Raw genomic sequence first — 10,769 nt, forward strand, 5'->3', positions numbered from 1 at the left:
CTGCCTCACGGCAACGCGTCACAGGTGGGCGGATAGCCCGGAACAGGTGGGCGCATGTTGTCGGAATGGGTGGGCGGATGTTCCGGAATACGCAGAAGTGGGCGTTGCGAGACAAGATGCCCATTCGCGAGATTGCACGGCGGACGGGCGTTTCGCGTAACACGATCAAGAAGTATTTGCGGGAAGGGATTGTTGAGCCGGCGTTTCAGGCGCCGGATCGCCCGAGCAAGCTGGATCCGTATGCTGAGAAGCTATCGAGCTGGCTGGTGTCCGAGCAACGCAAATCACGCAAGGAACGGCGAACGGCCAAGCAGATGCATGCCGATCTTGTGCAGCTTGGATTTGACGGGTCCTATGAGCGAGTTGCGGCCTTCGTGCGTGAATGGAAGGGCGAACGACTGGGTAATCTCCCCCTTTTTAACGGGGTGCATCCGTAGAACTTACGCGGCCATTTTCAGTTTCATGGCGGGGGTTATGCCGCCGATGCCCATGTTGGGGCGGTCGTTGTTGTAAGTCCATAGCCATTGCGTGGCCTGATCCTGGGCCTCCTCTATGCTTTCGATGATGTATTGATCCAGCCATTCGTGCCTGACGGTGCGGTTGTAGCGCTCGACGTAGGCGTTCTGTTGCGGCTGGCCGGGTTGGATGTGCTGGATGGCAACCCCATGTTTCTCAGCCCATTTTCTCAGCGTCTCGCTGATGTATTCCGGGCCGTTGTCGACCCTTATCGTCCCGGGTTTGCCGCGCCATTCGATGATCCTGTCAAGGCTGCGGATCACCCGTTCGGCGGGTAGCGAGAAATCAACCTCGATCCCCAATCCCTCGCGGTTGAAGTCATCCAGCACGTTCAGAAGCCGGAACGCACGGCCATCACCCAATCGGTCGGCCATGAAATCCATGGACCAGGTCACATTCGGTGCGTCGGGCACGGCCAGAACGTCAGGCTTCTCCCGTTTCAGCCGCTTTCGGGGCCTGATCCGCAGGTTCAGCTCCAGCTCGCAGTAGATCCGGTAGACGCGCTTGTGGTTCCACGGATGCCCTTTCACGTTGCGCAAGTGCAGGAAACACAGGCCAAAGCCCCAAGTCTTGCGCGCATCCGTCAGCCCTGTCAGCAGATCGGCGATCAATTCGTTCTCGTCCTTCAGCTTCGGGCTGTAGCGATAACAGGTCTCGCTGACATCGAAGGCCCGACAGGCCAGCGCGATGCTGACACCTCGTCGTTCCACCGCCGTTTCGGCCATCTCGCGGCGTTGAGATGGCCGATCTACTTTTTTCCGAGGGCTTCCTTTATCAGATCGTTCTGCATGCTCAGGTCCGCATACATCCGCTTCAGGCGCCGGTTCTCGTCTTCCAGCGCCTTCATCTGGCTGACCATGGACGCATCCATCCCGCCATACTTGGCCCGCCATTTGTAAAATGACGCGTCGCTCATGCCATGCTCGCGGCACAGCTGCGCCACCGGCACACCGCCTTCGGCTTGGCGCAAAATCGCAATGATCTGCGCCTCAGTGTATCTGCTTGTCTTCATTCGAAATCTCCTCGTTCATCTTGCCGAGAAAATTCTACTATTGCAGCCCCTTAATTTCGGGGGGGATTACCCTCCTGACCGGCATGTTGCGCATTTCGCGGAAGTTGGGCAGTGATTTCGCGTGATCTCGGGCACGCATTTCACGGCATCTCGGGCAGCCATTTCGCGCCCTCGGGCAGGCTGGCCAACGTGTGTCATTGGGTCAGGGTCGGACGCCGACGTCAAGGTTTTTCATCGTGTCGATCTTTCTGCGCATGCTATCGCCGGTGAGCGTGAGACGGTGCGCATTGTGAACCAATCGGTCAAGGATGGCATCTGCGAGGGTGGGATCTCCGATCACCTCGAACCATTGATCGACAGGCAGCTGGCTGGTCACAATGGTCGAGCCGCGACCTTGGCGGTCATCGAGGATTTCCAGCAAGTCGCGACGCTCGGTCTGTGTCAGAATTGATAGCCCCCAATCGTCTAGGATTAGCAATTCCGTGCGTTCGATCGCCTTGAGGACACGTGCATGTCGTCCGTCGCCCCTTGCGATGGCCAGCATTTGGAACAGGCGGGGCACGCGGTGATAGACGACGCGCCGATCATCCCGGCAGGCCTTGTTCCCGAGGGCGCAGGCAATCCAGCTTTTCCCCAAGCCTGTTGGTCCCGTGATCAGCAGATTTTCATGGCGGTTGATCCAGCCCCCATCGATCAGATGTGCCATGACGCCTGCATCGATGCCGCGCGGGCTGCGCATATCGATATCTTCAACGCAGGCTGCGTGACGCAGGGCGGCAAAGCGCAACCGGTTTGCCAGTCTCTTGGCGTCACGGTCTGCGGCTTCGCGATCAACAAGCAGGCCCAGCCTTTCCTCGAAGCTGAGGCTTTCAAACATGGCACCGGCGCGGTGTTGCTCGTGCAGGGCCTGTGCCATACCAGTCAGCCCGATCGCCTCGAGGCGGTCGCAAGTGGGATGTGTCAGCAAGGGTTGTCTCCTTTTCAGTGGTAATATTTCTGGCCGCGGATGTTGGGGTGTTGCAGCGGCAGTTCTTCGGGTTCGGGTTCCATGAAGGCCTGATCAAGCCCGGTCTTCAGGATGGAACGGATGGATGAGACCGACCGGGCCTTGATGCTGATCCCGCGCCGACACGCAGCATCAAGCCGCTGCGGTTCAAAGCTTCTGGCCAGCGATAGTATGCCCAGGCAAGTCCGGAAGCCCTGCTCGGGATGCGGCCTGTCCTGCATCACGATGTCACAAAACGCAGCCACCGATGGTCCCAGCTTTGCAGCACTGCTGAGGATCCGCCCAGGCGACCATTCCGCATAGCGGCGGTGGGCCGAGGGCATATGTTCTGGCACCGTGATATGGCTGCGGCGCCCTGGATCCCGCAGGTGGCTGGCGACGCGCTTGCCGCGATGGAAGACTTCCACGGTCCTGTGGGTGATGCGCGCGTCAACCACCTGCCGGATCAGGCTGAACGGCACGGAATACCAGCAGCGATCCACCTCGATGTGATAATCCGGCGCAACACGGGCTCGTTTCCAGCGCGCAAAGACATAGGGTTCTGCAGGCAATGGCTGCAAGTTTGGGCGATCGAGCGTCGCAAACAAATCCGCCCGGCTTGCCCCATAGTCGCGCATGACACGCATATTCAATGCGTCGAGCAACGGTCGGATGGCGGCATTCAACTCTGCCAGCGAGAAGAACCTGTGATTGCGCAGCCGCGCGAGGATCCAGCGTTGGGCCACCTGAACGGCCACCTCGACTTTGGCTTTATCCTTGGGTTTGCGCACGCGCGCCGGCAGGATCGCCGTGCCATAATGTTCCGCCATCTCGGCATAGGTTCGGTTCAAGCCGGGATCATACCGGTCTGCCTTGATCACCGCTGACTTGAGATTGTCGGGCACGACAACCTGCGGCACGCCGCCCAGATAGGCGAACATTCCGACATGAGCCGCAATCCAGTCCTCGAGGCCTTCGCTGGCGACGGCCACAGCATAGGTATAACTTGAGGCCCCCATCGCCGCGACAAACAGCTTGGCCTCGCTGACCTCACCCGTGGCCGGATCGACAATGTCGATCGTGTCGCCCGCAAAATCGATGAATACCTTCTCACCGCCGACATGTGTTTGCCGCATGCTCGGCCGGACGCGCCCCTTCCATGCTTCAAAATGGGTGCAAAACCAAGTGTAACCAAAGCCCTGAGGGTGCTGCGCACGATATTCCTGCCACAGCAACATGCGGGTCACGCTGCGTCGGCGCAGCTCTTTGTCGACCGCCGCCCAATCCGGAACCGGACGGTCCGGGTCAGATACATCCGACGCATTTGGAAACAACAACAGCTCAAGACTGTCGTCATCCAGACCCTCCGGCAATGGCCACGTCAAACCAGCATCGCGCGCGCGGCGCAGATAGGTTCCAACACTTCCTTTCCCAAGCCCCAGAGACGCAGCAATCGCTCGCTCACTGAGCCCTTGGGCAAATCTCAATCTCAATACGTCCCGAATACGGTGCATGGTCAAACGTCCTGTCGGCATTCCGATCCTCCTGTTCTTCAGGAGGCGGAGTAGCTTCGGTTCGTTGGCCAGTCCTGCCCATGATCGCGTGAAATCAATGCCCGCGATCCCGCGAAACAGATGCCCGACTTCCCGTGAAATCCATGCCCACGATCAGCTGAAATCAGTGCCCACCATCACGCGAAACGCGCAGCATGTTGGGCGATTATGCTGTCCTGCGCGATCAGGTGCGGGCGTGCAGGTGATGAGCGGGCCGGGCAAACGCAATGCAGGAAGCGGCAGACGCCTCGACCGCAGCGTCACGCCCGGCCTGGTTTATGAGTTCACGGTTTCAAAGAGCGGCAGAGATTTGCTGCCTTCAAGGGATGGCATGGGGCGGGACACCTCTCGCGTGCCGAAATGGGCACAATTGTGCACCTTGGGAAGAGGATTAATCGTGGCCTTGCACATTGATATCGGCCCGACTCACAGGCCACTTTTTCCGGGTCCACATAAAACGAACGTTGACCTTGGCAGTGGTCCCTTGCTGCGCCGGAGCTGACCGCTTCGGAGGATGCTGCGCGATAGGGCGAGGGGAGCAAGTTGTACAAAATCACGAACGCCACAGAGCTATGCCGGGCAATGGGTGACGGGGTTTGAGAAGGCGGCGTATCGTGGCGGGTGATCAAGCCTGCCAGAACTTCCAGAAGGAACGATACGCCATGAAGAAAGATACTGACTTCATCGCTCTGCGTCAGCCGGGATCTGTGGATGATCCGCCGACCGATATTGCCCGGGACGGGGCCTGCCGGATGCTGGCGGCCGCGCTCCGGGCTGAAGCCGACGCCTTCGTCGCGCAATATTCCGAAGAGGTGCTGCCGGACGGTCGTCAGCTGGTTGTCCGACGCGGTTACGGGCCGGAGCGCAGCATCCAGTACGTGCATGTCAATTTCAAGACTGCCTGCCCAATCGTCCGTGCGGTCTAGTCCTAAAGGTTAAAGGTCATACTCCAAGCCGAGGACATGATCATTAGAGATTGCGCGACGCAGAAAACCAAGGCGATCCTGACCGAAGAAGAGCTCGTCCTTCCAGATGTATGTCGGGGACCCGAAGACGCCCTTTGCAGCCGCTGCCTCCGTGTTCTCTGCAATTTGCCGCAAAACAGCAGGGCTCATTGCCTCTTCGCAGAGCTGCGTCGGATCGATTCCGAGATCCAGCTTATGTATCAAAGACTCAATGACGTCGCGACTGGCGATATCGCGATCGTCTCGCCAGAGCGCCTCCAGGATGGCGTGGCTCAATCGACCTGCATCAAGACCACGACGTTGCGCAGCAATGACCACACCGGACGGTAATTCTCGCGGACCGTAGTGATGTGACGGGTCGACGTTAATCTCTATGCCCAGATAGGCACCCCATCGTCGGTATTCCAATTGCGTATAGCGCTCACGTATCGGATCCGCCTCAAGCACGCGCGCTCCGGCATAAGGCCGATCTGTTGTTCCGGCAGCCTCTATGCTCTCAAATTTCTCAATTAGTGCAGCGAGATCCATAGGTCGATGTAAGACATCCAATCCGGCCTCTGCGGCTAGACTGTTAAGCCGTGCGGCACCGAGATAGGTGAACGAAGAACGAATGGAGTAGAAATACTCGATTTGGTCCGTCATTAAATAGGTCCTTTCTTGACCATATGCTCCCCGCGCGGACGGGGCCGGGCCGCATTGGCAGCCCGGCTTGTCGATTCAGAAGGTCGGCAGATCCTCTTGGATATCCTCGTTCAGCCATTTCTGATGAAGTTCCTGCAGATTGCCGTTGACCCTGTTGTAATACACGAACGTATCGAGCCACCGCAGCCAGTCCGGATCACCCTGCCGCAAACCGATCGAGGCTGGTGCCCTGCGCATTATGAACTTCAGCTCAAGCGGACGATCTGGGTTTTGCTTGTTTGACGCGATGATGTCCGTGTTAACTGCGGCCCACATGTCTGCTTGGCCGGTCAGAGTGGCAGCTTGTGTTGTGGGCGTGTCCTCGTAGCGCACGATATTGCCCTCGGGGACCATGGGCGACAGCGTCGTGTCCATGGTTGTCCCGCGAACCACGGCGATCTTGTAATCACCAACGTCGTCAGGTGCCGTTACAGGAATGTCCGGCGAGCCGTACACGCCGATGATGAGTCCGCTATAAGGAGACGTGAATGCAATTTGCCGAGCCCGCTCTGGGGTTGCCCCGAAGAGGTTGACCTGAACGTCAACCTTTCCTGTCAGAAGGTTCGGGATGCGATTGATGGCCGTCATCGGCACCAATTCCGGTTCAACCCCGAGTTGTTCAGCAAGCAGGTTGGCCAGATCTATGTCGAAGCCAATCGGTTCACCTTTGCTGTCTATGGACCCGAAAGGCGGTGAATCCACCGGCACTCCGATCACCACTTTGCCGCGGTCAATTATCGTCTTCAGTGTAGACTGCTGTTGTGCCTGTGCGCTGAATGGCGTCAGCAAGAGGGCACCTGCCACCGCGAACGCGGCGATCCATTTCTTAGATATGTTTGACATTTCCTTAACCTCCATTGTTGGTTCTTCGTTATGCGATCTTGCCAGAAGCATCACAGGACAGAGTTGATAAAGCTGGCAAGTTCGCTGGTTTTCGGGGAATCGAACAGCTTATCCGGCTGACCGGTCTCCCAAATCTTTCCTTCGTGCATGAAGATGACCCTGTTTGCGACCCGACGGGCGAAGCCCATTTCATGGGTCACCAGAGCCATGGTCATGCCCTCATGGGCTAAGTTCTCGAGGACCTTGAGCACCTCCCCTATCAACTCAGGGTCAAGTGCTGAGGTGATTTCATCGAACAGCATCATTTTCGGCTTCATCGCCAGTGAACGTGCGATTGCCACGCGTTGCTGTTGTCCACCTGATAGCTGCCGCGGATAAGCGTCGATTTTTTCCTCCATCTGAACGCGTGCCAAGGCATCTTTGGCTAGTTTAAGGTTTTCTGCGTTCGAGGCTTTCTGCACGACCCGCGGCGCCAACATAATATTTTGCCCAACCGTAAGGTGCGGAAACAAATTGTAGCTCTGGAAAACAATGCCGATTTGTTGGCGAAGACGGCGCAGGTCCGTCTTTGGACTGTTTACGTTTATTCCGTTCACCCAGATGTCACCGGACTGCACCTTTTCGAGGCCGTTGATGCACCGCAATAGGGTGCTTTTTCCAGAGCCACTACGTCCGATGATCACGACGATTTCACCCTCGTCGATTTCAAGCGATACGCCCTTGAGCACCTCGAGGGAGCCAAATTTCTTTACGGCGTTGTTAATTTGGATCAGCGACATTGAGCTTCCTTTCCAAATGGTAGCTCCATACCGAGAGCGGGTAGCAGAGGGAGAAGTACATCAGGGCAACAATCATGTAGACTGCAAACGGCTCGAAGGTTGCGGCCGTCACCAGTTGCCCCATGCGCAAGAGATCAACAAATCCAACGAGAGCCGCGAGCGATGTGTTCTTCACGATTTGCGCCATGAAGCCGACAGTCGGAGGAATCGCCACCTGAACCGCCTGGGGCAGGATGACGTATCTCAACTGCTCGGTGAAACTTAGCCCCAGCGCCTCTGACGCCTCCCATTGCGTCTCTGGCACCGACTCGATACAGCCTCGCCAGATGTCTCCAAGAAAAGCCCCCGAAAAGAGGATCATTGCCGTCGAAACGGCGATAAATGCTGACACATCGAACCCGAATATGCTGAACCCGTAATAGAAAAGAAACAACTGCCCCAAAAGTGGCGTGCCTTGAACCACCTGTATGTAACCCGCAGCCAGCCATCGCAGTGGCAATGGACCCAGGGATCTTGCAATCGCGGTAAACAGACCGATCAAACCGCCACCTACAAAGGCGACCAAAGACAATAAAATTGTCCACTGTGCGCCAGTGAGCAGCAGTATGAAGTCATCAACGCCGAGTTCACGAAGCATCTGTCAACCTCGCGTAGGGGTAAAAATGAAGTGACCGATCACGGCGAACAGTGCTCGAAACCCGAGTGACATAGCCAAGTACATCAGGGAAACGACCAAGTAGATCTCGAACGGAAGGAACGTGCGCGAATCTAGAAATAGGGCCGTATGGAAAAGCTCCTTGGCAGATATGAATGACACCAAGCTCGTTCCGAGCATCAATAGAATGAATTGACTTACCAGGGCGGGATAGACCACTTGCAGAGCCGGGACAATTATCACGTAGCGAAAAACTTGGAGATAACTCAACCCAAGGCATAAGCCCGCTTCTATCTGGCTTTTCGGTATGGCTTGGATGCCGGCACGGATAATCTCGGTTGCGTACGCGCCCAGATATATCGTCAATCCGAGAACTGCTGCATCTGGTGCCGCCAATCGTATGCCGATTGACGGGAGGCCGAAATAGACGATGAAAAGCTGCACCAAGAGCGGCGTATTCCGGATAAAATTCACATAAGCGCCGACAAGCAGCCGTGCCGGACGCGGCCCCCATATTTTGATCGCCGCACCGAGCGTGCCGACCATCAAGCCAAGCATCATGGTGATGGCCGACAGCTCGAGCGTAAGCAAGGCACCTTCTAACAACATATCGAAGTTGTTGAATACCGGCCTGAAGTTGAAGCTGTAATCCATTCAGGTTGCGGCCTTCGTTCGTTTTGCGTGACTTCGCCGCCAATGGCGTTACAGATTCTTACTTGCGAACAACTGGAAAAAGCTCGGAATCAAGGGGCGCCCCGATCGGAATCTCAGGATCGTACAACATCTCCTGCAAATTCGGGCGAGGGTTGTACGTCACATCGTCGCCAGCCCAACGCATGACGTATGCACGGCGCTGAACGTCTGTCCGCGAATTTCCCTCTGCACCATGAACCGTCAGCCCGTGATGAAGCGTACAATCACCCGGCTGCATTTCATACTGCTCGAATTCCAATTGGTCACGCATCGACGCAATGTCCGGCACCGGGGGCAGGTCCTCCTTGTACAGATCCTTGTCGACGAATGATTCCGCCTTGAACCTCTGGCCCCATCGATGCGACCCCTTCACATATTCAACTGCGCCCGTCTCTTTCGTGACGGGGTCAAGCGCGACCCACAACGTGCAGATCTGATCGCCCGCCACGGGCCAGTATGTGGCATCGTGATGCCAGACAGTGGGCGTGGTGGTCCCGGGCTCCTTGATTAAAAATTGGTCAAAGATAAGGTTGATTTTCTTCGATCCCATAATTTGACGCGCCATATCGGCAGCACGCGACTCGTTTACGATCCGCATCATTTCATCGAGATGCTTGCAGACGAACGTGTCACTGAAAAAACGGCCCGACCCATCACGGGTAGCGTCGCGGCTCATCCTGCTGGGGTTTGCCATATCTCGCGCCGCCATTTCACGCAGGAATTCGACCTCATCATGCGTAAAAGCGTTACGAACGCAAACGATGCCGTCGCGCTCAAAGGCTTTCACAGCCTCTTCACCAAGTGCCTCAGCGCCGAATTCGTTCATGCCATTTCCCCCTATGCTCTGGTGCCACTGGCGTCGTGTGGCAGTTTCATGAAAGGTTATGCAGATATTGCAACGCGGTAAAACGATAAATATGAATGTCAGATATAGGATTTTCTGATGAAGCTCGAACAACTGAACACGTTTGTCTGTGTTGCCAGACTCGGATCGTTCACCTTGGCTGCGGAGCAGCTGAACACGACTCAGTCGACCGTCTCGATGCGGATTGTGGAACTTGAAAAATCCCTGGATGCGCGCTTGTTTGGCCGATCCACACGAGGCGTAACAATCACGACGAAGGGGCGGGAGCTATTGGCTTACGCCGAGTCGATTGGCAGACTGGTCGACGAGGCGCGGGCTGTCGTCGGCGATCCGGCCCACTTGAGCGGGCGGATCCGGATCGGAGTGGCGGAGCTGATCGCTCTTACCTGCCTGCCAGAAGTAATGGCCGCTTTCCAGACGATTTATCCGAATGTCCAAGTCGACCTTGAGATTGGCCTGACAGGCACGGTCATGAACCGCTTGAACGCCACTAACTTACAGCTCGGGGTTGTCGGCATGGAGCCTCCGGCAGATCCGGGCCTCGTCACAGTTCCAGTCGGCTCGATGGAGTTCGCGTTTCTTGCGTCACCTGATCTGCCGATTGCAGAGGGTCAGTTTTCTCCCGATATCTTGCAGGAGTATGCTGTGTTGAACCTCGGCGCGGGATCTTATGTTGCCGAAGCGCAGGCGGCCTGGTTTCGAGCGAACAATGTCCGTCCAAGCCGCCAAAGCTCTTGTAATTCCATGTTGATCAGCGCCCGATTGGCGAGATCAGGGTTTGGCGTGGCATTCCTCCCAGTCGGCTATTTCAAAGAGGAACTCGAAAGCGGAGCACTAAGACGGCTCGACATTCAGCCCTCACCGCCGCCGATCGATTTCTACGCGGTTCATAGAGCCGAAGACGAGTCCCCGCCCATCTCCAGCCTGATAGCATCTATTCGGGCTCAGTGGCCGAGCACCCCGTGAGAGGCCAGAACGCAAAAAGCCACCTGAGTTTTCAGGGGGACTTGCAAAACGTTGACTTGGCGTTGACTCGTTTTTGCACGGGCCGTACACAAGTGTTTTTATCGGGTTCTAACTGTTTGGAAAGGTTAGGGATTTTGGTTGCGGGAGTCAGATTTGAACTGACGACCTTCAGGTTATGAGCCTGACGAGCTACCTGGCTGCTCCATCCCGCGGTGTTGTGGTTTGTTGTATCGTTTTTGAGAGATACGTTTTATCC

Annotated in this window: 10 protein-coding genes, 1 tRNA gene and 2 pseudogenes; 3 read left to right on the forward strand and 10 right to left on the reverse strand. The window is 56.6% G+C overall.

Features of this window, described 5'->3' with window-relative positions; all coding sequences use genetic code 11:
- Positions 1 to 77: 77 nt before the first annotated feature.
- Positions 78 to 398, forward strand: a pseudogene (locus tag ABIE57_RS19740) (helix-turn-helix domain-containing protein); the annotation flags it as partial.
- Positions 399 to 440: 42 nt separating this feature from the next.
- Here ABIE57_RS19740 and ABIE57_RS19745 read toward each other — a convergent pair.
- The 3 genes from ABIE57_RS19745 to istA all read right to left on the reverse strand — a co-directional run bounded on the left by ABIE57_RS19745 (position 441) and on the right by istA (position 4,048).
- Positions 441 to 1,528, reverse strand: a protein-coding gene (locus tag ABIE57_RS19745) for an IS3 family transposase (protein WP_354540751.1) whose coding sequence is annotated in 2 segments (ribosomal slippage) — positions 441 to 1,267 and positions 1,267 to 1,528 — 1,089 coding nt in all. Because the reading frame shifts where the segments join, the coding sequence is not laid out codon by codon here.
- Between the two features lie 202 nt (positions 1,529 to 1,730).
- Entirely contained in the window at positions 1,731 to 2,495 is a 765-nt protein-coding gene (gene istB / locus ABIE57_RS19750) for an IS21-like element helper ATPase IstB (protein WP_354540752.1), read from the reverse strand.
- A gap of 14 nt (positions 2,496 to 2,509) precedes the next feature.
- On the reverse strand, positions 2,510 to 4,048 hold the full coding sequence (gene istA, locus ABIE57_RS19755; RefSeq protein ID WP_354540753.1) for an IS21 family transposase: 1,539 nt from the start codon (positions 4,046 to 4,048) through the stop codon (positions 2,510 to 2,512).
- A gap of 680 nt (positions 4,049 to 4,728) precedes the next feature.
- On the opposite strand from istA, the pseudogene ABIE57_RS19760 reads away from it, so the two are divergent.
- A pseudogene (locus ABIE57_RS19760) lies at positions 4,729 to 4,941 on the forward strand (IS256 family transposase); the annotation flags it as partial.
- A gap of 60 nt (positions 4,942 to 5,001) precedes the next feature.
- On the opposite strand, the gene ABIE57_RS19765 reads toward ABIE57_RS19760, so the two are convergent.
- From ABIE57_RS19765 to ABIE57_RS19790, 6 genes are all read right to left on the reverse strand, one after another.
- Positions 5,002 to 5,673, reverse strand: a complete 672-nt coding sequence (locus ABIE57_RS19765; RefSeq protein WP_354540755.1) for a 2-hydroxychromene-2-carboxylate isomerase — start codon at positions 5,671 to 5,673, stop codon at positions 5,002 to 5,004.
- 75 nt (positions 5,674 to 5,748) lie between these two features.
- On the reverse strand, positions 5,749 to 6,570 hold the full coding sequence (locus tag ABIE57_RS19770) for a transporter substrate-binding domain-containing protein (RefSeq protein WP_354540756.1): 822 nt from the start codon (positions 6,568 to 6,570) through the stop codon (positions 5,749 to 5,751).
- Between the two features lie 35 nt (positions 6,571 to 6,605).
- Positions 6,606 to 7,328 carry an amino acid ABC transporter ATP-binding protein gene (locus ABIE57_RS19775; protein ID WP_354540761.1) on the reverse strand — a complete coding sequence of 241 codons (723 nt, stop codon included), beginning with the start codon at positions 7,326 to 7,328 and terminating at the stop codon, positions 6,606 to 6,608.
- Positions 7,315 to 7,971: an amino acid ABC transporter permease gene (locus ABIE57_RS19780; RefSeq protein WP_354540757.1), complete on the reverse strand. Its 657-nt coding sequence runs from the start codon at positions 7,969 to 7,971 to the stop codon at positions 7,315 to 7,317. The genes ABIE57_RS19775 and ABIE57_RS19780 overlap by 14 nt, the downstream gene beginning before the upstream one ends.
- Positions 7,972 to 7,974: 3 nt before the next feature.
- Entirely contained in the window at positions 7,975 to 8,643 is a 669-nt protein-coding gene (locus ABIE57_RS19785) for an amino acid ABC transporter permease (RefSeq protein WP_354540758.1), read from the reverse strand.
- Positions 8,644 to 8,701: 58 nt separating this feature from the next.
- The gene (locus ABIE57_RS19790; protein ID WP_354540759.1) at positions 8,702 to 9,508 is read right to left on the reverse strand and encodes a phytanoyl-CoA dioxygenase family protein; all 807 of its coding nucleotides are present in this window, start codon (positions 9,506 to 9,508) and stop codon (positions 8,702 to 8,704) included.
- 117 nt (positions 9,509 to 9,625) lie between these two features.
- Here ABIE57_RS19790 and ABIE57_RS19795 point away from each other — a divergent pair, with 117 nt between their 5' ends.
- Positions 9,626 to 10,513 carry a LysR family transcriptional regulator gene (locus ABIE57_RS19795; protein ID WP_354540760.1) on the forward strand — a complete coding sequence of 296 codons (888 nt, stop codon included), beginning with the start codon at positions 9,626 to 9,628 and terminating at the stop codon, positions 10,511 to 10,513.
- A gap of 135 nt (positions 10,514 to 10,648) precedes the next feature.
- Here the strand turns inward: ABIE57_RS19795 and ABIE57_RS19800 are convergent.
- A tRNA-Met gene (locus ABIE57_RS19800) sits at positions 10,649 to 10,725 on the reverse strand.
- Positions 10,726 to 10,769: the final 44 nt, after the last annotated feature.

The organism is Roseovarius sp. MBR-6 (assembly GCF_040547525.1).
In the GTDB taxonomy this organism is placed as follows: Bacteria; Pseudomonadota; Alphaproteobacteria; order Rhodobacterales; family Rhodobacteraceae; genus Roseovarius.

Bases quoted from the DNA above. Each gene is read 5' to 3' on its own strand.
- istA (WP_354540753.1), bottom strand. From the start codon at position 4,048: ATGCCGACAGGACGTTTGACCATGCACCGTATTCGGGACGTATTGAGA.
- ABIE57_RS19765 (WP_354540755.1), bottom strand. From the start codon at position 5,673: ATGACGGACCAAATCGAGTATTTCTACTCCATTCGTTCTTCGTTCACC.
- ABIE57_RS19770 (WP_354540756.1), bottom strand. From the start codon at position 6,570: ATGGAGGTTAAGGAAATGTCAAACATATCTAAGAAATGGATCGCCGCG.
- ABIE57_RS19780 (WP_354540757.1), bottom strand. From the start codon at position 7,971: ATGCTTCGTGAACTCGGCGTTGATGACTTCATACTGCTGCTCACTGGC.
- ABIE57_RS19785 (WP_354540758.1), bottom strand. From the start codon at position 8,643: ATGGATTACAGCTTCAACTTCAGGCCGGTATTCAACAACTTCGATATG.
- ABIE57_RS19790 (WP_354540759.1), bottom strand. From the start codon at position 9,508: ATGAACGAATTCGGCGCTGAGGCACTTGGTGAAGAGGCTGTGAAAGCC.
- ABIE57_RS19795 (WP_354540760.1), top strand. From the start codon at position 9,626: ATGAAGCTCGAACAACTGAACACGTTTGTCTGTGTTGCCAGACTCGGA.